This is a genomic window from Nocardioides sp. Soil796 (assembly GCF_001429525.1).
GTDB lineage: Bacteria > Actinomycetota > Actinomycetes > Propionibacteriales > Nocardioidaceae > Nocardioides.
In genome coordinates this window covers 999,111-1,023,508 of the sequence record NZ_LMSQ01000018.1, presented here as the reverse complement: position 1 = coordinate 1,023,508, position 24,398 = coordinate 999,111, and the positions used below count along the sequence as shown (strand labels likewise).

At 70.0% G+C, this 24,398-nt stretch carries 19 protein-coding genes, 1 tRNA gene and 2 pseudogenes; 17 read left to right on the top strand and 5 right to left on the bottom strand.

All coding sequences use genetic code 11. The features are described from left to right. Positions 1–18 precede the first annotated feature (18 nt). Entirely contained in the window at positions 19–297 is a 279-nt protein-coding gene (locus ASH02_RS16250; RefSeq protein ID WP_156388553.1) for a hypothetical protein, read from the bottom strand. 121 nt (positions 298–418) lie between these two features. Here ASH02_RS16250 and ASH02_RS16245 point away from each other — a divergent pair, with 121 nt between their 5' ends. Together ASH02_RS16245 and ASH02_RS16240 are read left to right on the top strand one after the other, a co-directional pair. Beyond that, a complete protein-coding gene (locus tag ASH02_RS16245) occupies positions 419–919 on the top strand; it encodes a SigE family RNA polymerase sigma factor (RefSeq protein ID WP_056679867.1) in 501 nt (166 codons plus the stop codon). Then, positions 912–1,559 carry a hypothetical protein gene (locus ASH02_RS16240; protein ID WP_057295077.1) on the top strand — a complete coding sequence of 216 codons (648 nt, stop codon included), beginning with the start codon at positions 912–914 and terminating at the stop codon, positions 1,557–1,559. The genes ASH02_RS16245 and ASH02_RS16240 overlap by 8 nt, the downstream gene beginning before the upstream one ends. Before the next feature lie 4 nt (positions 1,560–1,563). Here ASH02_RS16240 and ASH02_RS16235 read toward each other — a convergent pair whose 3' ends face one another. Further along, the gene (locus ASH02_RS16235) at positions 1,564–3,882 is read right to left on the bottom strand and encodes a DEAD/DEAH box helicase (protein WP_235539056.1); all 2,319 of its coding nucleotides are present in this window, start codon (positions 3,880–3,882) and stop codon (positions 1,564–1,566) included. Between the two features lie 146 nt (positions 3,883–4,028). Here ASH02_RS16235 and ASH02_RS16230 point away from each other — a divergent pair, with 146 nt between their 5' ends. From ASH02_RS16230 to ASH02_RS16195, 8 genes are all read left to right on the top strand, one after another. After that, positions 4,029–4,364 carry an STAS domain-containing protein gene (locus tag ASH02_RS16230; RefSeq protein ID WP_057295076.1) on the top strand — a complete coding sequence of 112 codons (336 nt, stop codon included), beginning with the start codon at positions 4,029–4,031 and terminating at the stop codon, positions 4,362–4,364. A gap of 141 nt (positions 4,365–4,505) precedes the next feature. Then, entirely contained in the window at positions 4,506–6,815 is a 2,310-nt protein-coding gene (locus tag ASH02_RS16225) for a sodium-translocating pyrophosphatase (protein WP_056679875.1), read from the top strand. A gap of 183 nt (positions 6,816–6,998) precedes the next feature. Further along, a complete protein-coding gene (locus ASH02_RS16220; RefSeq protein WP_057295075.1) occupies positions 6,999–8,480 on the top strand; it encodes a DUF7059 domain-containing protein in 1,482 nt (493 codons plus the stop codon). Positions 8,481–8,546: 66 nt separating this feature from the next. Then, a complete protein-coding gene (locus tag ASH02_RS16215; protein WP_162262595.1) occupies positions 8,547–9,635 on the top strand; it encodes a DUF2510 domain-containing protein in 1,089 nt (362 codons plus the stop codon). Positions 9,636–9,749: 114 nt separating this feature from the next. Beyond that, entirely contained in the window at positions 9,750–12,476 is a 2,727-nt protein-coding gene (gene topA / locus ASH02_RS16210) for a type I DNA topoisomerase (protein ID WP_056679884.1), read from the top strand. Between the two features lie 36 nt (positions 12,477–12,512). Continuing rightward, positions 12,513–13,163: a dTMP kinase gene (gene tmk / locus ASH02_RS16205; protein ID WP_056679955.1), complete on the top strand. Its 651-nt coding sequence runs from the start codon at positions 12,513–12,515 to the stop codon at positions 13,161–13,163. Further along, positions 13,160–14,350, top strand: coding sequence for a DNA polymerase III subunit delta' (locus tag ASH02_RS16200; protein ID WP_056679887.1), 1,191 nt, complete (start codon positions 13,160–13,162; stop codon positions 14,348–14,350). Before tmk ends, ASH02_RS16200 begins: the two co-directional genes overlap by 4 nt. Before the next feature lie 16 nt (positions 14,351–14,366). Next, the gene (locus ASH02_RS16195) at positions 14,367–15,935 is read left to right on the top strand and encodes an alpha/beta hydrolase (protein ID WP_056679890.1); all 1,569 of its coding nucleotides are present in this window, start codon (positions 14,367–14,369) and stop codon (positions 15,933–15,935) included. 125 nt (positions 15,936–16,060) lie between these two features. On the opposite strand, the gene ASH02_RS16190 is transcribed toward ASH02_RS16195, so the two are convergent. Then, positions 16,061–16,978, bottom strand: a complete 918-nt coding sequence (locus ASH02_RS16190; RefSeq protein ID WP_056679892.1) for a LysR family transcriptional regulator — start codon at positions 16,976–16,978, stop codon at positions 16,061–16,063. Positions 16,979–17,095: 117 nt separating this feature from the next. Between ASH02_RS16190 and ASH02_RS16185 the strand changes: the two genes are divergently transcribed. From ASH02_RS16185 to ASH02_RS16175, 3 genes are all read left to right on the top strand, one after another. Further along, positions 17,096–17,302, top strand: a complete 207-nt coding sequence (locus ASH02_RS16185; RefSeq protein ID WP_056679895.1) for a hypothetical protein — start codon at positions 17,096–17,098, stop codon at positions 17,300–17,302. A 119-nt stretch (positions 17,303–17,421) separates the two neighbouring features. Then, positions 17,422–17,497: transfer RNA gene (locus ASH02_RS16180), tRNA-Thr, on the top strand. A 71-nt stretch (positions 17,498–17,568) separates the two neighbouring features. Continuing rightward, the gene (locus ASH02_RS16175; RefSeq protein WP_056679898.1) at positions 17,569–18,540 is read left to right on the top strand and encodes a TAXI family TRAP transporter solute-binding subunit; all 972 of its coding nucleotides are present in this window, start codon (positions 17,569–17,571) and stop codon (positions 18,538–18,540) included. Here ASH02_RS16175 and ASH02_RS16170 read toward each other — a convergent pair. After that, entirely contained in the window at positions 18,519–19,895 is a 1,377-nt protein-coding gene (locus tag ASH02_RS16170) for a sensor histidine kinase (protein ID WP_057295073.1), read from the bottom strand. The genes ASH02_RS16175 and ASH02_RS16170 overlap by 22 nt on opposite strands. Before the next feature lie 4 nt (positions 19,896–19,899). Continuing rightward, positions 19,900–20,571 (bottom strand): response regulator transcription factor, encoded by a 672-nt coding sequence (locus ASH02_RS16165; protein WP_056679904.1) that lies wholly within the window; start codon positions 20,569–20,571, stop codon positions 19,900–19,902. Positions 20,572–20,670: 99 nt separating this feature from the next. Between ASH02_RS16165 and ASH02_RS16160 the strand changes: the two genes are divergently transcribed. The 4 genes and pseudogenes from ASH02_RS16160 to ASH02_RS27570 all read left to right on the top strand — a co-directional run. Continuing rightward, complete coding sequence (locus tag ASH02_RS16160; RefSeq protein ID WP_082599339.1) at positions 20,671–22,827, top strand: TRAP transporter permease; 2,157 nt, start codon at positions 20,671–20,673, stop codon at positions 22,825–22,827. Between the two features lie 67 nt (positions 22,828–22,894). After that, complete coding sequence (locus ASH02_RS16155) at positions 22,895–23,896, top strand: TAXI family TRAP transporter solute-binding subunit (RefSeq protein ID WP_056679907.1); 1,002 nt, start codon at positions 22,895–22,897, stop codon at positions 23,894–23,896. 21 nt (positions 23,897–23,917) lie between these two features. Then, positions 23,918–24,205, top strand: a pseudogene (locus ASH02_RS27085) (acyl-CoA dehydrogenase family protein); the annotation flags it as partial. A 1-nt stretch (position 24,206) separates the two neighbouring features. Next, positions 24,207–24,398, top strand: a pseudogene (locus tag ASH02_RS27570) (acyl-CoA dehydrogenase family protein); the annotation flags it as partial.

Below are 24,398 nucleotides of genomic sequence, written 5' to 3'. Positions count from 1 at the left end.
AAGCCGTTGAGGTCTCGCTCAGGCCTCGCGACCCGGGTCGGCATCGGCCTGACGCTGCTCGGCGAGCTTCTCGAGCTGCTTGTGCTCGCGACGGGCCTGGATGCTGCGCTTGGTGCCCGAGGCCATCAACTTGGCGCCCAGGCCGATGAACACGACGCTGAGCGCGCCGACCACGAAGAGCGTCACCGGCGGCACCTCCATGCCGAAGTACTCGACGTTGCCGCCGTCGACGAGGAAGACGCCACCGAGGATCGCGATGACCGCGAGGGCGATGAGCAGAAGACCGAGAATCACCATGTCGGTCACGCTACTCCCCGCATCGGTGCAAACCAGATCGATGCAACCGGATCAGCGCGCCATCGCTCTTGTGTTCAGGACTCCGGACACCGTGGAGTCACACCAACCCGGAGGGAGCACCGTGGACGAGGCGGACTTCGACGACTTCTACGCGGCGTCGTTCTCGAGGCTGGTCGGACATCTCTATGTGATGACCGGCAACTTCACCGAGGCCCAGGACTGCGTCCAGGAGGCGTTCGTCCGTGCCTGGGACCACCGACGCACGCTCCGGAACGTCGGTTCGCCCGAGGCCTGGGTGCGCACGGTCGCCTGGCGGATCGCGATCAGCCGCTTCAACCGGGCGAGACGCGGTCGCGAGCTGAACCGGCTCAACGAAGGGCACGCGCCACCCGTGGTCCCCGACGTCGAACACACGGCTTTGGTCACGGCCCTGCGCGGCATCACGGCCGACCAGCGCCGGGCGATCGTCCTCCACCACCTCTGCGACCTCTCCGTCGCGGACGTGGCCCGCGAGACCGGCGTACCGACGGGCACCGTCAAGGCACGGCTGGCCCGCGGACGCGCCGCCCTCGCCGAACTCCTCACAGACAAGTCCGACCAGACGGAGGCACACCATGGCTGACGACGAACTCGGCGCGCTGCTCACCCTCGCGCGCACCGCGCAGGACCGGGCCACACCGGTCAACCCCGGGCTGGTCCGTCGGTCGGGTGCCCAGAGACGCCACCGGCGCACCGCGGCCATCGGCGGACTCGCCGCCGCAGTGCTGATCGGCGGTGCCGGAGCGACCGCCTGGCTGGCCTCGCCCGACGACCACGGTGGCGACAAGGACCAGGTCGTGGCGGCCGAGGCCGACGTGCTCGGACCCGACGGGTACGGCGACCTCAAGCTCGGCATGGGGCTCGACGAGGCCGAGGCGACCGGCGTGGTCGACATCGGCGGGGGCGGTCCGGGACAGACGTGTCGCACGATGTCGCTGACCGCCCACCCGCCGGCCAGGAACACGACGTCCGGCTACTACTCCGAGAAGTACGGCGTCGCGGCGGTCTTCGCGGCCGACGACATGGAGACTCCCGAGGGCATCGGCCTCGGGTCGACCCTCGACCAGGTGCGCGCCGCCTACCCAGGCTTGGAGAGCGGCGTCAACGGGTACTCGATCGCGGTCGACGGGCAGCCCGGGGTGTCCTACTACTTCGGGGTCGCCGAGGACTCGCGCGTCGAGTCGCTTGCCGTCGAGCTCGACAGCCAGGACTGCTTCGGCTGACGGATCACCCCAGCAGCACGTCGAGCAACCGGACCGCCCCCAGCTTGTCGAGGGGGTGGTTCTGGTTGCCGCACTTGGGTGACTGGACGCACGACGGGCAGCCCTCGGTGCAGGCGCAGCTCGCGATCGCCTCGCGGGTGGCGGCCAGCCACTCGCGTGCCACCGTGAAGCCACGCTCGGCGAAGCCCGCGCCGCCCGGGTGGCCGTCGTAGACGAAGACGGTCAGCTGGCCGGTGTCGGCGTGCAGGGCCGTGGAGACGCCGCCGATGTCCCACCGGTCGCAGGTCGCGAAGAGCGGCAGCAGGCCGATGGAGGCGTGCTCGGCCGCGTGTGCCGATCCCGGCAGGTCGGCCTCGGCGAGTCCGGCGTCCTCGAGCACCGCGGCCGGGACGGTCCACCACACCGCAGCGGTGCGCAGCGTGCGCTCGGGCAGGTCGAGCGGCTCCTCCGAGATCACCTCGCCACTGGGGACGCGCCGCTTCAGGAACGAGACCACCTGGTGGGAGACGTCGACCTCACCGAACGACATGCGACAGCGCCCCCACGGCTCGTGGCGCCGCTCCTGGGCGATGCGGATGTCGGTGGTCTCGCGGGCCGACGTGGAGTACGACGGCTCGGCGCGGTCCATCATCGCGACGTTGTCCTCGACGTCGAGCGAGGAGACCAGCCACGTCTCTCCGAGGTGCACGTAGACGGCGCCGGCGTGGGCGGTGCCGTGGGCCGACCCCGCATCGACGGTGCCGATCACGCGACCCGTTGAGCCCTCGATGAGCTGCACGGGCGACCCGCCGGCCGAGCGGATGTCGGCAAAGTCGCTGGCCCGCCGCCGGTCGGTCCAGAACCAGTCCCGGCCGCGCCGGCGCAGGAGGCCGGCCTCGGTCAGCGCGTCGACTGCTTCGCGCGCCGTCTCGCCGAACAGCCCGAGCTCGTCCGGGGAGAGTGGCAACTCCTCGGCGGCGGCCAGCAGGTGCGGGCCCAGGATGTAGTGGTTCGACGGGTCGAAGACGCACGCCTCGACCGGACGACCGATCAGGGCCTCGGGATGGGTGACCAGGTAGGTGTCGAGCGGGTCGTCGCGCGCCACGAGGATGCCGAGCGCGTCCTGGCCCTCACGCCCGGCGCGGCCGACCTGCTGCCAGAGGGCGGCCCGGGTGCCCGGGAAACCGGCGAGCAGCACGGCGTCGAGTCCGCTCACGTCGATGCCGAGCTCGAGGGCGTTGGTGGCAGCCAGCCCGACCAGGTCGCCGGAGCGGAGCCGCTGCTCGAGGGCGCGGCGCTCCTCGGGCAGGTAGCCGCCGCGGTACGGCGCCACCCGGCCGGCCAGCTCGGGGGCGACCTCGCCGAGCGATTCGGCGGCGATGGCCGCGACGGACTCCGCGCCACGGCGGGAGCGCACGAACGCGAGCGTGCGCACTCCCGCGACGACGAGGTCCGTGAGCAGGTCGGCGACCTCGGAGGTCGCGGCCCGGCGTACGGGTGCGCCGTTCTCGCCGAGGTGGGAGACGAACGGCGGCTCCCACAGCGCCAGCGCCACCTGGCCGCGGGGCGAGGTGTCGTCGGTGACCGCGACCATCTCGTGACCGGTCAGGCGCAGGCCGAGCTCGGCGGGTGAGGCGACCGTGGCCGAGGCGAGCACGAACGTCGGGGACGCGCCGTAGAGCGCGCACACCCGGCGCAGCCGGCGCAGCACGTGGGAGACGTGGGCGCCGAAGACCCCGCGGTAGTGGTGGCACTCGTCGATGACCACGTAGCGCAGGGACCGCCAGAACCTGGCCCAGCGGGCGTGCCCGGGCAGCATCGAGCGGTGCAGCATGTCGGGGTTGGTGAGGAGGTACTCGCCGTGGTCGCGGGCCCAGTCGCGCTGCTCGCGGGAGCTGTCACCGTCGTGCGTGGCCGCCCGGACGTCGAGTCCCAGCGCATGCAGGGAGGCCAGCTGGTCCTGGGCCAGCGCCTTGGTCGGGGCGACGTACAGCGCGGTCGCGCCCCGCTCGCCGCGCGGCCCGCGCTGCTCCAGGCAGGCCGTGAGGGCAGGCGCCTGGTAGACCAGCGACTTGCCGGACGCGGTGCCGGTGGCCACCACCACGTGTCGCCCGGAGTGCGCCGCCTCGGCGCCCTCGACCTGGTGCTGCCACGGGCGTACGACTCCCCGAGCGGCGAACGCCTCGCGCACCGGCGCGGCCACCCACGCCGGCCATTCGGCGTACGTCGGGGCGCGCGGGGGCAGCACCTCGACATGACGGAGCCGGTCGGCGCGGGACGGGGTCGCCACGGCGTCGATCAGGCCCCGCACCTCAGGCCGTGAGGGAGGGTGGAGTGGGGGCACGGGACCAGTGTGGCAAGGGCCTCCGACAGCCCGGATTCGCGCCACCACATGCGCGAGGCGGATGTGCATGGTTTGATATGGCGAGAAGTGTCGGGGCAACTGGGGGCTCCGGCGCGCAATGGCCAGCCGGCCCTCGGAGGAGAGACGTGGACCTGACGCTTGTGACACGCGAGGTCGATGGCGCGACCATCGTCGCGGTCGAGGGCGAGATCGATGTCTACACCGCTCCCAAGTTGCGCGACAAGATCACCGAGCTCGTCGCCGACGGGTCCCACCACCTGATCATCGACATGGAGGGCGTCGAGTTCCTCGACTCCACCGGTCTCGGTGTCCTGGTCGGCGGCCTCAAGAAGGTGCGCGCCCACGACGGGTCGCTCCAGCTGGTGTGCAACCAGGACCGCCTCCTGAAGATCTTCCGGATCACCGGCCTGGCGAAGGTGTTCGCGATCCACGCGTCGGCCGACGCCGCCACCTCGGCCTGACCTTTCGTCCCTTCCCGCCGGTTCGTCCCGGTGTTTTCGCGCGCCCTTATGACGAATGTGGCGGGGGTCACATGCAGGTCCCGGCGTCATGCGTAGACTCCGGGCCACTCGTGTTACCCGCGTCACACTCAAAGGAGAGCCATGCCCGGGATCTACCCCGCTGCTGTGGATGTCTCCGGAGGCAACCTCGTCCTGGTGATCGTGGTCGGAGCCATTGCGCTTGTCGCACTTGGCCTGGCCGCGATGTTCCGGGCCGAGGTGTTGGCCGCCGGTGAAGGCACCGACAACATGAAGCGGATCGCTCAGGCCGTCCAGGAAGGCGCCAACGCCTACCTCACCCGCCAGTTCCGCACCCTCGGCATCTTTGCCGTGGTTGCGTTCTTCTTCCTCCTCGCCCTGCCAGCAGATGACACTGCGGTCAGGATCGGGCGCTCGATCTTCTTCCTGGTCGGTGCCGGATTCTCTGCCGCGGTCGGTTATCTCGGCATGTCGCTGGCGGTGAAGGCGAACCTCCGGGTGGCCGCCGCCGCGGAGGAGACCGGTCGAGAACCGGCGATGAAGATCGGCTTCCGCACCGGCGCCACGGTGGGCATGCTGACCGTCGGGCTCGGCCTCCTCGGTGCCAGCGTCGTCGTCCTCCTCTACAAGGACGAGGCGCCCCACGTGCTCGAGGGCTTCGGCTTCGGCGCCGCCCTGCTCGCGATGTTCATGCGAGTCGGTGGCGGCATCTTCACCAAGGCCGCCGACGTCGGTGCCGACCTGGTCGGCAAGGTCGAGCAGGGCATCCCCGAGGACGACCCCCGCAATGCCGCCACGATCGCCGACAACGTCGGCGACAACGTGGGCGACTGTGCGGGCATGGCCGCCGACCTCTTCGAGTCGTACGCCGTGACGCTGGTCGCCGCGCTGATCCTCGGCTCCCAGGCCTTCGGTGACAAGGGCCTGGTCTACCCACTGCTGATTCCCGCCATCGGGGCCCTGACCGCAGTGCTCGGTGTCTACCTGTGCAAGCCCAAGGTCGGTGAGAACGGCCTCAAGACGATCAACCGGGCCTTCTACATCTCCGCGGCCGTCGGCGCGCTCGGCTCCGTGATCCTCTCGTACGCCTACTTGCCCGGCGACTTCGCCGACTTCAAGAACGCCACCGGCCTCGACATGGCCGACGCGTCCGGCGACCCGCGTCTGATCGCCTCGGCCGCGGTCGTCATCGGCATCGTGATGGCGGCCGGCATCCTCGCGCTGACCGGCTACTACACCGGCACCGAGCACCGTCCGGTCAAGGACGTCGGCAAGACGTCGCTGACCGGCGCCGCGACCGTGATCCTGTCGGGTCTCTCCGTCGGCTTCGAGTCGGCGGTCTACACCACGCTGGTCATCGGCGCCGCAGTGTTCGGGGCGTTCCTCCTCGGCGGCGCCACCGTCACGGTGTCCCTGTTCGCGGTGGCGCTCGCCGGTTGTGGCCTTCTCACCACCGTCGGCGTGATCGTGGCGATGGACACCTTCGGTCCGGTCTCCGACAACGCCCAGGGCATCGCCGAGATGTCCGGTGACGTCAGCGAGGAGGGCGCGCAGATCCTCACCGAGCTCGACGCCGTCGGCAACACCACGAAGGCGATCACCAAGGGCATCGCGATCGCCACGGCGGTGCTCGCGGCAACGGCGCTGTTCGGCTCCTACTCGACGTCGGTCGCAGAGGCCGTCGACGACGCGGGCGACCTGACCAAGGGTGACGAGACCCTGCTGAACTTCCTCGTCTACAACCCCGGCGTCCTGGTCGGTGTCCTGCTCGGTGCAGCGGTCGTCTTCCTGTTCTCCGGCCTGGCCATCAACGCCGTCGGCCGGGCCGCCGGCGCCGTGGTCTACGAGGTGCGGCGCCAGTTCCGCGAGATCCCCGGGATCATGGAGGGCACCGGACGTCCGGAGTACGGCAAGGTCGTCGACATCGTCACCAAGGACTCGCTGCGCGAGCTGGTGACACCCGGACTCCTCGCGGTCCTGGCACCGATCGCGGTCGGCTTCGGACTCGGTGCGGCCTCGTTGGCCGGCTTCCTGGCCGGTGCGATCGGCACCGGAACCCTGATGGCGGTCTTCCTGGCCAACGCCGGTGGGGCCTGGGACAACGCCAAGAAGCTCGTCGAGGACGGCAACCACGGTGGCAAGGGTTCCCCTGCCCACGAGGCGACGATCATCGGTGACACCGTCGGTGACCCGTTCAAGGACACTGCCGGCCCGGCGATCAACCCGCTGATCAAGGTGATGAACCTGGTCTCGCTGCTGATCGCCAGTGCCGTCGTCTCGATGAGCGTCGGCGAGGACCAGAACGACGCATTGCGGATCACCATCGCCCTGGTGGCCGTGGCGATCATCGCGGTCGCTGTCTACATCGCCAAGCGGCGTCCGATCGCGATCGGCGACGACGCCACGGCGTCGGAGGTCTCCGCCAGCGCCTGACCTCATCACCCATCGACCCGTCGCCAGATCTTCGAAGATCTGGCGACGGGTCGATCTGTTGGGCCGGACCTTCGCTGCCACTTCCCACGGAATTCATGTGCTCCCCACGACAAAGGTGCCGTGGGAAGCACATGTTTCCCCGGTGCGCCGGGGAAACCGACAGCGCCCGTCTAGGCTCGGCGCGTGCCTTCCTCGAACCCTCCCGCCTCCGACCTGCCGACCCGACTGCGTACGGCGCTCGCCGCGGCGGACTACACCTACGACGGTGTCGCCGACCTGCTCGGGCCCACGGCCCACGGCGCACTGTCCCGCAACGAGACCGTGCCGGGCCTGCAGCGCACCCGCGGTGGCACACCCCTCGAGACCCTGACCCGGCTGTTCCTCCTGCAGACCCCGGTGTCGCTGGCCGACGCCGAGAAGGCACTGCCCGGCTTGGTCGACCGGATGGCGGTCGAGGGCCTCCTCGAGCAGAGCGTCAGCGAGGTGGCGGCCCGCCTCGACGTGCGCCCGTACTCCGACGAGGAGCGCGACCTCTGGGTGGTCAGCGACCTGACCCCCGGCCTGGACGGCACACCGAACAAGGTCGGCGCCGACCACGTTCTCGGGATCAGCTCGGCCTCCACATCCCTTGCCCAGTTGACGATTCGCGAGGCCGTGGGCAGTGCACTCGACCTCGGCACCGGCTGCGGCGTCCAGGCCCTGCATCTCGCCGGGCACGTCGAGCGTGTGGTCGCCACCGACGTCAACCAGCGTGCGCTGTGGATGACCCGCCTCAACGCCGAGCTCAACGAGGTCGCGAGCCGGGTCGACGTCCGCGAGGGGTCGTTCTTCGAGCCGGTCCGTGGCGAGCAGTTCGACCTGATCTCCACCAACCCGCCGTTCGTGATCTCGCCGGCGACGGGGGAGCGGCTGGTCTACCGCGACTCCGGGCTCCCCGGCGACCGCGTCGTCGAGGACATCGTCCGGGCCGCGCCGGCGCACCTGACCACCGGTGGGTGGTGCCAGGTGCTGGCCAACTGGGTGATCGCCGACGACCGTTCCTGGGACGAGCGCCTGGCCGAGTGGGTCACCGACTGCGACGCGTGGGTCGTGCAGCGCGAGGTGGTCGACCCGGCGACGTACGTCGAGCTGTGGCTCAAGGACGCCGGCCTCCAGGGGTCGCCCGACTACGTCCGCCGCTACGACACCTGGCTGGGCTGGTTCGACGAACAGGGCATCGAGGCCGTCGGGTTCGGCTGGATCAACCTGCGCCGCACCGACAGTGCTCCCACCGTGCGACTCGAGGAGTGGCCCTACGACGTGGAGCAGCCGATCGCGCCCACGGTCCACGACTGGGGCGTCGCCGTCGACCGGCTGGCCGGCCTCGACGACGAGGCACTGCTCGCCGCGCGGCTCGTCGTACGCACGGACGTGCAGCAGGAGACCGTCGGTGCCCCGGGTGCGGAGGACCCGCACACGGTGGTGCTCCGCCAGCAGCGCGGCCTGCGCCGGGCCCGGCAGGCCGACACCCTGGTGGCCGCGCTGGTCGGCGCCTGCGACGGCGAGCTCACCGTCGGGCAGATCATCGACGCACTGTCGGTGCTGCTCGAGGTCGACGCGGAGGAGGCCCGCGCGGCGCACCTGCCGACCGTCCGCGAGCTGGTCGCCGAGGGCTTCCTGGCGTAAGCGCTCCGAGCGCCGGCCCGACGTCGGCCGGACGAGAGGTCCGGCTTCGTCGTCTACTCTGTGGGCGTGTCCCAGCCCGCTTGGTATCCCGACCCCTCCGGCCAGCCGAATTCCTACCGTTACTGGAACGGCCAGTCGTGGAGCGCAGAGACCACCTCCAACCCGTACGCCGACCCGCCGCCCAGTGCGCAGGGTCAGGCTCCGGGCGCGCCGCAGCAGCCCCAGCCGTCGGCACAGCAGCCGCAGCAGCAGTGGTCGCCGCAGGGGCAGCAGTCCCAGGGGTGGCCCGGCCAGGAGCCGACGTCGGGTCAGCAGTGGTCGCCGATGCCCAGCGCCGGCGGGGGCAACGGCGGTGGCGGCAAGGGCAAGCTCTGGGTGCTGATCGGCGGTGTGCTGGCCGTGCTGATCCTGATCGGCGGCGGCATCGCCGCGGTGCTGACGCTCGGTGACGACGACTCCGATGACAAGAAGGCCTCCGACGACTCGTCGCAGACCGACGATCCCACCGACGAGCCCACCGACGAGCCGACCACCGACCAGACCGACGAGCCGACCGACGGGCCCACGGACACCGAGACGTCCGGCGCCCCCGTCCTGGAGACCTGCCCGACCGCCGGGCCGGCCGCCAAGGGCGTGTCGAAGCCCGGTCAGGTCAGCGGCGGCGGCATCTCGTTCCCGCTGACCAACGGCTACAGCGATGGCGCCGACGCCGACCAGAACGAGGACGCGTTCGACTTCCTGAGCGCTCCCAACGGGCAGATGAAGGTCATCGAGAAGACCAAGGACTCCGGCTGGATCTCGATGGTCGTGGTCGGCAGCGTGAAGAGGTCTGACGGCTACACCGACGTGCAACAGGCCGCCGAGAGCATCGCCGGCTGCATGGCCAGGTCCACGCGGCTCTACCGCAACGTGACCGACATCCGTCCGGGCGCCTCCGAGGCGCTCGACGTGGGTGGCCACGATGCCTGGCGGGTCGACACCGAGATCGAGATCAACGAGCCCAAGGTCAAGGCGACCGGTGACACGGCGGTCGTGGTGGCGGTCGACACCGGCGACCCGGAGACCTTCGCGATCTTCGCGGGAGTGGTCCCGATCGGTGACACCCAGCTCCTCGAGCAGCTCAACGCCGCAGTGGCCGGCATCACCGTGGACTGACCACCCGTTGGCCGGTCCGGGTCGGCCCGATTGCTGCACGCGCTACCGTAAGCCGCCGAGAGCCCTGTTCGATTCCCGACGGAGCTCTGCTTCGAGAAGGAGACAACGAGTTCAGTGGCACACAAGTTGGTGATCGTCGAGTCCCCCGCCAAGGCCCGCACCATTGCGGGTTACCTCGGCGCGGGATACGTCGTCGAGTCGTCGATCGGCCACATCCGTGACCTTCCGAACAACGCGGCCGACACCCCGGCGAAGATCAAGGACAAGCCGTGGGGCCGCCTGGCGGTCGACGTCGAGCACGACTTCACGCCCTACTACGTCGTCCCGCGTGACAAGAAGAGCCACATCACCAAGCTCAAGGGCTTGCTGAAGGACGCCGACGAGCTCTTCCTCGCCACCGATGAGGACCGCGAGGGCGAGGCCATCGCGTGGCACCTCCTCGACGAGCTGAAGCCGAAGAACATCCCGGTCAAGCGGATGGTCTTCCACGAGATCACCAAGGCCGCGATCCTGGCCGCCGTCGAGAACCCCCGCGAGATCGCGATGGACCTCGTCGAGGCCCAGGAGACCCGCCGCATCCTCGACCGCCTCTACGGCTACGAGGTCTCGCCGGTCCTGTGGCGCAAGGTGATGAGCGGTCTCTCCGCCGGCCGCGTGCAGTCGGTGGCCACCCGCCTCGTGGTGGACCGCGAGAAGGAGCGGATGGCCTTCCGCTCCGCGTCCTACTGGGACATCGACGGCTCCTTCGACGCCGGCGCCGGTCTCGACCCGCGCATCTTCCCGGGCAAGCTGCACTCCATCGACGGTTCGCGGGTCGCCCGCGGCTCCGACTTCGGCGACGACGGCCAGCTCAAGGCGTCCAGTGCCAGCAAGTCCGTCGTACACCTCGACCGCGCCCGTGCCGAGGCCCTGGTCTCGGGTCTCCAGGACACGACGTACGACGTCCGTTCGGTCGAGTCCAAGCCCTACAAGCGGTCGCCGTACGCCCCGTTCCGCACGACCACGCTCCAGCAGGAGGCCAGCCGCAAGCTCGGCATGAGCGCCTCCGGCACCATGTCGGTGGCGCAGCGCCTCTACGAGAACGGCTTCATCACCTACATGCGTACCGACTCCACGACGCTGTCGGGGTCGGCGATCGGTGCCGCCCGCGACCAGGTCCGCGAGCTGTACGGCGCCGAGTACCTCCCCGACAAGCCGCGGGTCTACGCCTCGAAGGTCAAGAACGCCCAGGAGGCACACGAGGCGATCCGTCCCGCCGGCGAGAGCTTCCGTACCCCGGCGCAGACCGGCCTGACCGGTGAGCAGTTCCGGCTCTACGAGCTGATCTGGATGCGCACAGTCGCCTCCCAGATGAAGGACGCCGTCGGCAACTCGGTCTCGATCCGCTACGGCGGGGCCGCCACCTCGGGCGAGGACGTCGTGTTCTCCTCGAGCGGCCGAGTGATCACCTTCCACGGCTTCCTCAAGGCGTACGTCGAGGGCACCGACGACAAGGCCGCCGCACGTGACGACCAGGAGACCCGCCTTCCGCTGCTCGTGGAGGGCAACCGGGTCACCGCGGCGTCGCTGCAGGCCCAGGGCCACGACACGAAGCCGCCGGCCCGCTTCACCGAGGCCACGCTGATCAAGGAGCTCGAGGAGCGCGAGATCGGCCGCCCGTCGACGTACGCCTCGATCATCGGCACGATCCTGAACCGCGGCTACGTCTACAAGAAGGGCACCGCGCTGGTGCCGGCCTGGCTGGCGTTCTCCGTGGTGCGGCTGCTGACCGACCACTTCACCCGGCTGATCTCCTACGAGTTCACCGCCGGCATGGAAGACATCCTCGACGACATCGCCGGTGGCCGCCGCGACCGCAACACCGAGCTGGCCGAGTTCTACTACGGCTCCGACAAGGTCGCCGGGCTGCACCCGCTGGTCAACGGCCTCGGTGACATCGACGCCAAGGAGCTGGCGACCTTCCCGGTCGGCGGACCCGACAGCGGCATCGCGCTGCGCGTCGGCCGCTACGGCCCCTACCTCGAGGGCCCCGGCGACGACGGGGCGCCGGCCGGCAAGCGGGCCAACGTGCCCGACGACCTGCCGCCCGACGAGCTGACCATGGAGAAGGCCAAGGAGCTCCTGGCCAACCCGGCCGGCGAGGAGATCCACCTCGGCGAGCACCCCGAGACCGGCCTGACCGTGGTCGCCAAGAACGGTCGCTACGGCCCGTTCGTCACCGAGGTGCTGCCCGAGGACGCTCCGAAGAAGGCCAAGCCGCGCACCGGCTCGCTCTTCAAGTCGATGTCGCTCGACACCATCTCGCTCGACGACGCGGTCAAGCTGCTCTCACTGCCGCGGGTGGTCGGCGAGGACGCCGAGGGTGTCGAGATCACCGCGCAGAACGGTCGCTACGGTCCCTACCTGAAGAAGGGCACCGACTCCCGGTCGATCGACTCCGAGGAGAAGCTGCTCTCGATCACGCTCGACGAGGCGCTGGCGATCTACGCCCAGCCCAAGCAGCGTGGTCGCGCCGCGGCCGCCCCGCCGCTCAAGGAGCTCGGGCCCGACCCGGTCTCGGGCCAGCCCGTGGTGGTGAAGTCCGGTCGTTTCGGTGACTACGTGACCGACGGCGAGTACAACGCCACCCTGCGCAAGGACGACACCGTCGAGGCGATCACCATCGAGCGCGCGGCCGAGCTGCTGGCCGAGCGTCGCGAGAAGGGCCCGGCGAAGAAGACGGCCAAGAAGGGCGCGAAGAAGGCCCCGGCGAAGAAGACCGCCAAGACCTCCGCCAAGAAGGCTGCGGCCAAGAAGACGACGAAGAAGGCTGCGGCGAAGAAGACTGCCAAGAAGGCGTGAGGCCACCAGTGGGTGGCACCTCATAGGGTGTACGACGTGACGTCACCGGGCAGTTATTCAAGTGTGGGCGTCTTCGTCTGCTTCGAGGGTGGCGAGGGCGCCGGCAAGTCGACCCAGTCGACGCTGCTGCGGGCGTGGCTCGAGGAGCAGGGCTACGCCGTCGTCCTCACCTTCGAGCCGGGCGACACCGCGGTCGGTCGCCAGATCCGGCAGATCGTGCTCGACCCGGCGACCGGCGAGCTGTCCCACCGCACCGAGGCGCTCCTCTATGCGGCCGACAAGGCCGAACACATCGACACCGTGGTCTCGCCGGCGCTGGCCCGCGGCGAGGTCGTGATCACCGACCGCTACGTCGACTCCGCACTGGCCTACCAGGGCGCCGGCCGTGACCTGGTCGTCGACGAGGTCGAGCAGGTCAATCGTTGGGCCACCCACGACCTGCGTCCGCACCTCACCGTCGTGCTCGACCTCGAGCCGCAGCACGGGCTCGGCCGTTTCACCGAGCGCGACCGCATCGAGGGCGAGACCGACGACTTCCACCAGCGGGTGCGCGGGGCGTTCCTGCGGATGGCCGAGGCCAACCCCGATCACTACCTCGTGTGTGACGCCCGGCTGCCGATCGACGCGATCGCCAAGGCGGTGCGCGAACGCGTCGAGCCGATGCTGGGCCAGGCGGCACGCCGATGACCAGCACGACACAACCCGCGACGCGGCCCGGCGACGTCTGGAGCAGCCTGGTCGGGCAGCGGCCGGTGATCTCCGCGCTGCGCACGGCCGCCGGGGGCCACGGCATGAGCCAGGCGTTCCTCTTCACCGGCCCTCCAGGCTCCGGGCGCTCCAACGCCGCGATCGCCTTCGCCGCGGCCCTGCAGTGCGAGAGCGACGCCGGCCCGGGGTGCGGGGTGTGCCACTCCTGCCACACGGTGCTGGCCGGCTCCCACGCCGACGTCTCGGTGATCCGCACCGAGCGCCTCTCCATCGGCGTCGACGAGGTGCGTGACCTGGTCCGCCGCTCGGCACTCGCCCCGGTCGGCCGGCGTTGGCAGATCCTGATCGTCGAAGACGCAGACCGGCTCACCGAGCAGGCCTGCAACGCCCTGCTCAAGGCCATCGAGGAGCCGACCGACCGCACCGTCTGGATGCTCTGCGCGCCCACCGTCGACGACGTGCTGCCGACGATCCGCTCGCGGTGCCGGCTCGTCACGCTGTCGACCCCGTCGACCGCCGACGTCGCGTCGTTCCTCGTGCGCACCCTCGGGGTCGGCGAGGCCAAGGCGTCGTACGCCGCACGCGCCAGCCAGGGCCACATCGGGCGGGCCCGAGCGCTGGCCACCGACGAGGCCACCCTCAACCGGCGACGCGACGTCGTGTCGATGCCGGTGACCCTCACCTCGCTCGGTTCCGCGATGACCGCGGCCACCAACCTGCACGAGGTGGCCAAGGAGGAGGCCGAGGCGATCACCGCCGAGCTCGACGTGCGTGAGAAGTCCGACCTCGACACGACGTACGGCGTGGTCGACCGCGGCCGACGACCGCGCGAGTACAACCCGGCCCTCTCCGCACTGGAGAAGGGGCAGAAGACCCGGGCCAAGCGCCGGGTCCTCGACGTCATCGACCGTGGGCTCATGGACCTCGTCTCGGTCTACCGCGACGCCCTCGTGATCGCCACCGGCGCCGGCACCGACCTGGTCAACGAGGAGCTGCGGCGTGACCTCGACCGACTGGTCCGGGTGACCACGCCCGAGGAGAACCTCCAGCGGATCACCGCGATCTTCACCGCCCGCGAGCAGATGCTCGAGTTCAACGTGCCGCCCGCCCTGGCGCTGGAGTCCATGATGGTCGCCCTGCGCCTGCCCGAGGGGACCCGTCCGTGACCCAGGAGAAGCCAGCGTGAAACGAATCGTCGCCATCGTCTGCCTCGCCGTCCTGGTGCTGTTCGTGGTCGGCACCACGGTGTGGAACCTCGCCCTCGACAACGAGGACGACTCGTCCGGCACGATCGGCGAACCGGCGGTCCCCGACGACGAGAACGGTTCGGTGACCGGTGGCGACCAGGCGGCTCCCGATCCCGCGCTCCAGACCTTCTACGACCAGCGGGTCGACTGGTCGGCCTGCGGTGCCCGCAAGTGCGCGACCATCAAGGTGCCGCTCGACTATGACGACCCGACCGGCGCGACGATCGACCTCAACCTGCTGATGCGCCCGGCCGACGACGACGCCGGCAAGGTCGGCTACCTGGTCGTCAACCCGGGCGGCCCCGGCGCACCCGGCACCAGCTACGCCGACCAGGCCGACTATGCGTTCGGCGACCCGGTGCGCCAGAAGTTCGACATCGTCGGCTTCGACCCGCGCGGCACGGGCAAGAGCTCGCCGGTCGACTGCCTCAGCGACGCCCAGCTCGACCGCTACATCGCCGGGGACCCCGACCCCGACACCCCCGCCGAGGTGAAGGCGTTCCGGCAGTGGAACCTGCGCATGGGCGCGGGCTGCAAGAGGCTCAGCGGTGACGTCGCGGCCCACGTCTCGACGGTCGAGGCCGCCCGTGACATGGACGTCCTGCGCGCTGCCCTCGACGAGGACAAGCTGACCTACTTCGGTGCGTCGTACGGCACGAAGCTCGGTGCGACGTACGCCGACCTGTTCCCCGACCGCTCCGGCCGGCTCGTGCTCGACGGCGCCGTCGACGTGTCGCTGAGCTCGAAGCAGGCCAGCCTCGGCCAGGCCGAGGGCTTCCAGCGGGCGCTGACGGCGTACGTCGACGACTGCGTGGACGGCGGCGACTGCTACCTCGGTGACACCCGTGCCGCGGCACTGAAGACGATCAAGGACTTCCTGGCCGGGGTCGACCGGAAGCCGATGACGGTGGGCAGCCGACAGCTCGCCATCGGCAACGCGTTCTACGGCATCGTGGCGCCGCTCTACAACGCCGACTACTGGACGCTGCTCGACAACGCCCTAGGCGACGCCCTCGACGGCGACGGCACCGGGCTCCTGCAGCTCTCCGACCTCTACTCCTCGCGCAACGCCTCGGGCGGCTACGACGACAACAGCTCCGAGGCGATCTTCGCGATCAACTGCCAGGACGACCCGTCGTTCACCCCGATCCGCAAGGTGCCCTCCACGTTCGCCGCGTTCCGCAAGGCGTCGCCGACCTTCGGCGAGGTCTTCGCCTGGGGCATGGCGGGCTGCGAGGGCTATCAGGGACCCAAGCCGGCCAAGCGTCCGCCGCTCACCGCCGCCGGTGCCGACCCGCTGCTGGTGGTCGGTACGACGCGCGACCCGGCCACGCCCTACGAGTGGGCCCAGGCGCTGGCCAAGCAGCTCGACCCGGCGATCCTGGTCAGCCGCGACGGTGACGGCCACACCGGCTACAACATGGGCAACGACTGTGTCGACGACGTGATCGAGTCCTACCTGATCGAGGGCGAGGTCCCCACCGCCGACGTGGAGTGCAAGTAGCTTCCTCGGTGTGAGGGAGTGGGGAACGAGCGCCCTTCGAGAGGGCTCGTCGCTTCGTTGGTGGATGCTGGTCGTCTCGGCGCCTTGCAACAGCCATGAGCCACCAACGAGTGTTCCCAGGCTGGTCAGATCGGCTCCGCGATCGCCTGGATCCGCGCGGTCGCCAGCTCGATCATCAGCTTCGCGGCGGGGGAGAGCGTGGCCCCCACCCGGTGCACGATCGCGATGGTGTCGACCTGACGCGGTCGCAGCGACACGAACCCGGCCTTGGGTGCCAGCCGGGGGAGCAGCGAGTCCGCCGCACCGCGCGGGATCACCGAGTCGGCCAGTCCCATGCCGACCAGCTCGACGGCGGTCTCGACGTCCTCGACCTCGATGCGGGTCTGTGGGTTCAGGCCGGTCTCGTGCATCATCCCGCGCAGCACGATCCGGGTGGAGTCGTCGGCGCGCCAGGTCGTCTCGGGCATCACCAGTGACGCCTTCGCGAGCCGCTGTGCGGTCACCGGGGTGCGCAGCCGTTCGGGATGGGCGCTGATGTAGACCAGCTCGTCGTGGGCCACCGGGGTCACGGTCATGCCCTCGCTGCTGACCTGCGGTACGGCGATCATGGCCGCCTCGATGCGACCGCGGCGGAGGTCCTCCTGGACGTCGGAGGAGTTCTGGCCGACGAGTTCGACGCGGACGCCGGGATGCCGTTCGAGCACGTCGGCGATCAGCGAGGCGCCGGCGTACAACCGGGCGGTGCCGAACATGCCGAAGCGGATCGTGCCGGTCTCGAGGGCGGTCACCGACTGCACCGCGCGCCTGGCCTCCTCGGCGGACTCGACGGTCCGCTCGGCGTGCGGACGCAGGGTCTCGGCCGCGGCCGTGGGCGTGACGCCGCGACCGACCCGGGCGAAGAGCTGCACGCCGAGCGTCTTCTCCAGCGTGCGGATCTGCTCGGAGATCGAGGGCTGGGCGTAGCCGAGGTGCTCGGCGGCCGCGGTCAGTGAGCCGCGTTCATAGACGGTGAGGAAGCAGCGCAGCTGGTGCAGGGAAAGCATAGGGACTCCCTTGAGGATCTACAGGAAAGAGAGGCTACCCCTATTGGTTGTTCCGTCGGAGAATTGGTAGTGCCAGTTTCAACCAACCGGCATCAACGAGACCTTGAGGGGGTCACCATGTTCGTCAACCACTGCACCGCATGCGACCAGAAGATGCTGATCTTCCCGAGCCAGGTCACGGGCATGGCCCAGATCGACGGCGTCACCGCAATGACCTACACCTGCTGGTGCGGCTCCGAGCAGCTCTGGCACAACGGCACCACGGGCGGACAGTCCGAGGTCGCTGCCAAGCCCGCCGCCAAGACTGCCGCCAACGCGGCCTGATCCACCGGATCCTCCCCCTCGACGACCGGCTCCGGGGCCGGTCGTCGATCTGATTTCGACGGGCGGCGCCAGTCACCGTATACTTCCCCGGGTTGTCCGGGATCCGTCCCGGACAACGCGCCGCCTTAGCTCAGTCGGTAGAGCGAATCACTCGTAATGATTAGGTCGTCAGTTCGATTCTGACAGGCGGCTCCACCACGCAACGACCTCCCTAGGGAGGTCGTTCTGCGTTTCCGCGGCACGTTCCACGCCACTAACCTCGGGTCATGCCCTCCCTCGTCGTCTCCCGCAGGCGACTGCTGGTGACCGGCCTGGTCGCGCCGGCCGCCTGGTCGTTGGCCGGGTGCCTCGGTGACGACTGGTCCGACCTCGCGGACGTCGACCTGACCCTGGCCACCGGCAACCCGGGCGGCGTGTTCATGCGGTACGGCGAGGCGCTGGCGACCGTGCTTGCCCGCCGCCTCGACGGGCTCACCGCGAGGACCATCGCGACTGATGCGTCGGTGGAGAACCTGCGCCTCGTCGCCGAGGGCGGAGCGGACCTCGGGTTCTCGCTCGGCGACACCGCCTCGGACGCCAGCAGAGGCAACGGCAGCTTCGCGGAACCACTGGACGTGCAGGCGCTGACCCGCTCCTACGACAGCTTCGTGCACCTCGTGGTCAGGGCCGACTCGCGCATCACCGCGGTGAAGCAGTTGGCCGGACGCCGCGTCGGTCTGGGTGCGCTGTCGTCGGGAACGCGGGTCACCGCCGAACGCATCCTGGGCCGCAACGGCCTCAGCCTCGACGACGTGTCGGCCTCGGGCCAGTCACTGCAGGACGACACCGCGGCCCTCGAGGCGGGTGACCTCGACGCGTTCTTCTTCGTCAGCGGGCTGCCGAACGAGGCGGTGCTCGACCTGAGTCGGCGTACGACGATCCGCCTGGTCGATCTGTCCGAGTCCGTCGACCCGATGGCCGAGACCTACGGCCCGGAGTACGTCGACGGTCTGGTGCCGGCCTCGACGTACGACCTGCCCGACGTGGTGCCGACGGTCAGCGTGAAGAACTACCTCGTCGTGTCGTCGGGCATGTCGGACGACGTGGCCTACGCCGTCTGCCGGGTGATCTTCGAGGCACAGGACGCGATCGACCGGATCGCACCGGGTGTGCCGCAGCCGAACCTGAACGCGGCGATCTTCACCAGCCCGCTCGACCTGCACCCCGGCGCGCTGCGCTACTTCAGGGAGCGGGGCTGAGCCCCCGTCCAACGCGGCAGCATCACCTCGGCGACCAGCCCGCCGCCCTCGGCCGGACCGATCGCGAAGTGGCCACCGAAGGTCTCCACGCGCGCCCGCACGATCGCCAGGCCGAGCCCGGTGCCGCCGATGTTCTGGTGCTCGCGGCCCCGGAAGAAGCGGGCACCGACCTGCGAGAGGTCATCGGCATGCAGGCCCCGACCGTGGTCGCGCACGCTGAGCACGACGTGGTCGTCGAGCGTGCGCAGCCGCACCTCGACCCGGGACCCGGCGGCGAACTTCGCGGCGTTGTCGAGCAGGGCGTCGAGGGCGACGTCGACGATGTCGGGCGTGGCCAGGGCCGACGCGCTCACGGGCAGGTCGACCTCGAGGTGCTCGATCACCGGCGCCCACATCTCGCAGCGGTGCCGGGCCTGCGCGGCCACGTCGACCGGCTGCGCCGTCACCTGGTGGGCACCCACCTGGCTCAGGTCGAGCAGCGACTCGACGATCGAGTTGAGCCGGTCGGCCTCGTCGAGCGCCAGGTCGGCCTCGCCCTCGTCGCCGGTCGTCGCGCGCAGGTTCTCCAGGCGCAGCCGTAGGGCGGTCAACGGGTTGCCCAGCTGGTGGGAGGCGTCCGCGATCAGGTCGCGCTGTTGCTGCTGGGAGGTCTCCACGTTGTCGGCCATCTGGTTGAACGACCGTGCGAGGTGCCGCAGCTCGGGTGGCCCGGCCAGCGCCGGCACCCGGGTGGACAGGTCTCCCTCGGCCAGCTTCAGGGCCGCCTCGTCCAGGCTGCTGACCGGTCGGAGCACCCAGCGCACGAACGGCCCGACCACGCCCACGGCGGTCAGCACCAGCACGGCCAGACCGGCCAGGACCAGCAGGCCGAGCCGCACCCCGACGTCGGACCGGATGTCGTCGGTGGGCGTCACGAGGATCACCGAGCCGAGGACCTGGGCGTCGCGGCCCACCGGTGAACCGAGCACGATCGGGTTGCCCTGCCACGGCCACGCGGTCGGGGGCGGTGAGGTGCCACTGCCGGACAGTGCCTGCTCGACGGCCCGGGCGACGTCCGGGTCCCGGGCGTCGGCGCCCGGCGTCGATGCGGCGATCACCACCGAGTTGGCGTCGGTGACGACGACGGTGCCGCCGTACACGTCGGCGTAGCGTTCGAGGTCGGTCTCCAACTCGTTGAAGTGGCCGTCCTCCAACGCCCGCTCGGCAAGCACCGCGAAGCGGGTCACGTCGGTGAGGCGGCGGACGAAGACGTCCTGGGTGCGATCCTCGGCGTACGCATTGACCAGCGGCACCATCAGCGCGACCAGCAGCATGCCGAGCAGGGCGGCCGCCACCGTGACGAGTCGGCGCCTCACCCGCTCACGTCCCCTCGGCGCGAGCGGGAGCCACCCGGTAGCCGGTGCCGCGCACCGTCTCGATGAGCTCCGGCCGGCCGAGCTTCCCGCGCAGGCTTGCGACATGTACGTCGATCGTGCGGGAGGCGCCCACCCACGAGGTGTGCCAGATCGCCTCCATGATCGACTCCCGGGTGACCACGTCGCCATTGCCCTGCACCAGCAGGGCAAGCAGGTCCAGCTCCTTGGGCGCGAGCGCGACCGGCTCGTCGTCGACGTACGCCTGGCGGGCCCCGGTGTCGACCCGGATGCCGCCGAACTCCGCGCGCTCGGAGACCGTACGCCGACCGCTGCGGCGCATCACCGCCTCGATCCGCGCCATCAGCTCGGCGAGCCGGTAGGGCTTGGTGACGTAGTCGTCGACCCCGGCACGCAGTGCGGCCACGACACTGGACTCCTCGCGGCGGGCGGTGACCGCGATGATCGGCACGGGGTTCACCTCGCGGATCTGGCGGCACAGGGCGAAGCCGTCCTGGTCGGGGAGCCCCATGTCGAGCAGGATCAGGTCGGCGGCCGCATGCATCGTCATCGCCTGGGCCGCGGTCGCCGCCCGGTCGACGATCAGGTTGGCCCGTTGCAGGGCCGGTTCGAGGGCGGCGACCACTCGGTCGTCGTCCTCGACGAGAAGGATGCGCATGGGTCCTCAGGAGGGATCGGAGCGGCGTACCTCAAGGCTCTGTAAAGTCTCGCAGCCAAGTGTGGATGTGACGTGGTTCACGTCCATACGTTACCCAGCATGCCTACCCCAACCGCCACCCCCCGCGACCGCACGGACGGCCTCGAGCTGTCCGCCGCCGACGCCGAGAAGCTGGCCGCAGAGTTCGACGAGGAGCGGCCCGGCCGACGGCTGTCGCTGCGGGTCGACCGGTTGGTCAACCTCTGGTGCTTCCTGGTCGCCCTGTTCGTGCTCAAGCAGGTGTTCTGGCCGCTGACCCTGGGCAGCCAGTACTACCTCGTGCTGTTCCTGGCCACCACGCTCCCGCTGGCCTTCGTCTGCTACCGGTTCCGGGCCTCACGACACGACCCGATCGAGGCGCTCAACGCCACCGAACGCAACGACAACCCGGGCATCGTCGACTGGGCCCTGGCGTTGATCACCCTGGTGGTCGGGCTCTATCCGGTGCTGCCGATCGCGCAGACGTCGTACGGGTTCGGTGGCTACGAAGGCTTCCTCGACCGGCAGGGATCACTGCTCGACCTCGACATCGCGGCCGGCCTGCTGCTCATGGTGCTGGTGCTCGAGGCCACGCGCCGCACCACCGGCCTGGTCCTGCCCGCCGTCTGCCTGGTCTTCTTCGCCTACGCCTACTACGGCGGCTACCTGCCGATCCACTGGACCATCTCGCACATGGGCCTGAACATCGACCAGATCGTCAACGCCCTCTACAACGAGGCGAGCGGATTCTTCGGGGTGCCGCTCGACGTCGCCGCGACGTACATCGTGCTGTTCACGATCTACGGCGCCGTCCTCGAGCGGATGGGCGCCGGCCGGTTCTTCGTCGAGTTCGCGTTCTCGCTCTTCCGCAAGTCCTCCACCGCGCCGGGGCGCACCGTGGCCACCTCGGGCTTCCTGCTCGGCACCGTCTCCGGCTCCGGTACGGCGACCGCGGTCACCCTCGGCTCGTTCGCCTGGCCGATCCTCAAGCGGGCCGGCTACCCCAAGGAGTCCGCCGGTGGCATGCTGGCCGCCTCCGGCATCGGCGCGATCCTCTCGCCGCCGACCATGGGTGCTGCCGCGTTCATCATCGCGGAGTACCTCAGCGTCTCCTACATCACCGTGCTCGGCTGGGCGATCGTGCCCACCCTGCTCTACTACGTCGGCATCTTCATCGCCGTCGAGATCGACGCCCGGCGCTTCGGCGCGAAGCGGGTCGAGCTGGCGATCGGCAGCCCCTGGCAGCTGCTGGCCCGCTCCGGCTACCACTTCCTCAGCCTGGGCGTGATCATCTTCTTCCTCGCCATCGACGTGCCGCCGTTCAAGGCCGTCGTCTACGCCACGCTGGTCGCCGCGGCCTTCGGCCTGGCCGAGGCGTTCCTCTCCCGCCGCCCGGTGGTCAGCGGGTTCAGTGAGACCGACGAGGGCCCCGGTGAGCGGATGGAGCTGAAGGCCTCGCTGGTCAACTTCGTCTCCCGCCTGTACGGCGCCCTGGCCGGCGGCATCCGCTCCGGACTGCCGGTGATCGCCGTCTGCGCGGCGGCCGGTGTCATCACCTCCACCATCGCCAAGACCGGTCTCGGCCAGGTGCTGGCCGACTTCCTGGTGCAGGCGGCCGAGGCGATCGCGCCGAACCACGCCGTGCTGATCCTGCTGTCGGCGATCTTCTCCGCCATCGCGATCCTGATCCTGGGCCTGGCCGTGCCGGTCACCGCGTCGTTCATCCTCAGCTGGGTGGTCATCGGCCCGGCCCTGATCTCGCTGGGGGTCGGCGCCCCCGAGGTGGCGATGTTCATCTTCTACTACGCCGTGCTCTCGGAGGTCTCCCCGCCGACGGCGCTGGCCGCGGTCGCGTCCGCCGCCATCACCGGCGGCAAGGTGATCCCGACGATGATGCAGGCCTGCAAGTACACCCTGCCGGCCTTCCTGGCACCGCTCGCGTTCGTGGTCACCGACAACGGGTCGCTGCTGCTCGGCCGGGGGAGCCTGGCCGGCGTCGTCGGTGCCACGGTGGTCTGCTGCCTCGCCGTCGCCGGGCTCGCCGTCGCCACCACCGGGTGGATGTTCGGCCCCACCCGCCTCGTCGAACGGCTCCTGTGCCTCGCCGCCGCGCTGCTGCTGCTCTACCTCGAGCCGCTCTCGATGATCGCCGGCGGCGTCGTGCTGGCCGTCGCCGTACTGCTCCACCTGGCGGTGCGTGGGCGCGACCGCACCGCAGAGCCCGCCCCACAGTCCTGAGCATCCCCATTCCCGCCCACGCGTCACCTTCCCTCCGTCCCACCCCATCAGAGAAACGGTCACTCCCATGAAGAAGCAGAAGAAGCTCGCCCTCCTCACCGCCGGCATCGCCACCGCCGCCCTGACCCTGGCCGCATGCGGTGGTCAACAGGCCGGGGACGAAGCCGGCAGCGGAGCCGACGAGTCCAGCTGTGACGCCGGCGAAGGGCGCCTCAGCATCGCCACCGGCAACTCCACGGGCGTCTACTTCGTGGTCGGCGGCGGCCTCGCCAAGCTGATCAACGACGAGACCGACGTGCAGGCCACCTCCGCGGAGACCGGGGCGTCGGTGCAGAACATCCAGCAGCTGGTCGAGGGCGACTACGACGTGGCGTTCTCGCTGGCCGACACCGCTGCCGACGCGGTCAACGGCGAAGGTGACTTCGACTCGGCCGAAGACGTGTCGACGATCGGTCGCATCTACTCCAACTACACCCAGATCGTGGTGCGCACGGACTCCGGCATCGACTCGGTGGCCGACTTCAAGGGCAAGCGGATCTCGACAGGCTCGCCGCAGTCCGGCACCGAGGTGATCGCCAACAAGCTGATCGAGGCCGCCGGGTTGAAGACCAGCGACGTCAAGGCCCAGCGCCTCGACCTGACCAAGACCATCGACGGCATGAAGGACGGCAGCATCGACGGCCTCGTGTGGTCCGGTGGCATCCCGACCCCGGCGCTGACCGACCTGGTCACCTCGGTCGGTGACGACGTGAAGTTCCTCGACGCCACACCGCTGCTGCCGAAGCTGAAGAAGATCAACCAGGTCTACGAGGCCGGCACCGTGCCCGCCGCCACCTACGAGCTCGACAAGGACGTCCCGTCGATCGTGGTGCCCAACCTGCTGATGGTCCGCAACGACATGCGCGACAACCTGGCCTGCGCGCTGACCACCCTGGTCTTCGGCGAGACCGACAAGCTGGTCGACGTCCACCCGGCGGCCAAGGAGATCGCGTTGGAGAACGGTGAGAAGAGCGACCCCGTGCCGGTGCACCCCGGTTCCGAGCGCGCCTTCGCCGACCTCGCGAAGTAGCGCCCGGCCCGACCGTTCCGCATGACCCCCCCACCGATCCCGCCCAGGAGAGACCCCGTGAACGACCACCCCACCACCGCCGTGTCGAAGGCATCCATGACGCCGCTCCAGTTCTTCGACACCGACGCGTTGCTCTCGGAGGAGGATGTCGCGATCCGCGACACGGTGCGCAAGTACGTCGAGTCGAAGGTGAAGCCGCAGCTGGCTGGTTGGTATGAGTCGGCGTCGATTCCGGCCCGTGAGCTGGCCAAGGAGCTCGGGTCGTTGGGTGTGTTGGGAATGCATCTGGAGGGTTATGGGTGTGCGGGTNTTGCGGTCGTTGGTGTCGGTGCAGGGGTCGTTGGCGATGTTCGCGATCTGGAAGCACGGGTCGCAGGAGCAGAAGCTGGCGTGGTTGCCACGGATGGCTGCTGGTGAGGCGATCGGGTGTTTCGGGTTGACCGAGCCGGGGTTCGGGTCGAATCCGGGTGGGATGGTGACCCGGGCGAGGCGGGACGGCACG

Bases quoted from the DNA above. Each gene is read 5' to 3' on its own strand.
- ASH02_RS16250 (WP_156388553.1), bottom strand. From the start codon at position 297: ATGGTGATTCTCGGTCTTCTGCTCATCGCCCTCGCGGTCATCGCGATC.
- ASH02_RS16240 (WP_057295077.1), top strand. From the start codon at position 912: ATGGCTGACGACGAACTCGGCGCGCTGCTCACCCTCGCGCGCACCGCG.
- ASH02_RS16225 (WP_056679875.1), top strand. From the start codon at position 4,506: ATGCCCGGGATCTACCCCGCTGCTGTGGATGTCTCCGGAGGCAACCTC.
- ASH02_RS16200 (WP_056679887.1), top strand. From the start codon at position 13,160: ATGACCAGCACGACACAACCCGCGACGCGGCCCGGCGACGTCTGGAGC.
- ASH02_RS16190 (WP_056679892.1), bottom strand. From the start codon at position 16,978: ATGCTTTCCCTGCACCAGCTGCGCTGCTTCCTCACCGTCTATGAACGC.
- ASH02_RS16185 (WP_056679895.1), top strand. From the start codon at position 17,096: ATGTTCGTCAACCACTGCACCGCATGCGACCAGAAGATGCTGATCTTC.
- ASH02_RS16175 (WP_056679898.1), top strand. From the start codon at position 17,569: ATGCCCTCCCTCGTCGTCTCCCGCAGGCGACTGCTGGTGACCGGCCTG.
- ASH02_RS16165 (WP_056679904.1), bottom strand. From the start codon at position 20,571: ATGCGCATCCTTCTCGTCGAGGACGACGACCGAGTGGTCGCCGCCCTC.
- ASH02_RS16160 (WP_082599339.1), top strand. From the start codon at position 20,671: ATGCCTACCCCAACCGCCACCCCCCGCGACCGCACGGACGGCCTCGAG.
- ASH02_RS16155 (WP_056679907.1), top strand. From the start codon at position 22,895: ATGAAGAAGCAGAAGAAGCTCGCCCTCCTCACCGCCGGCATCGCCACC.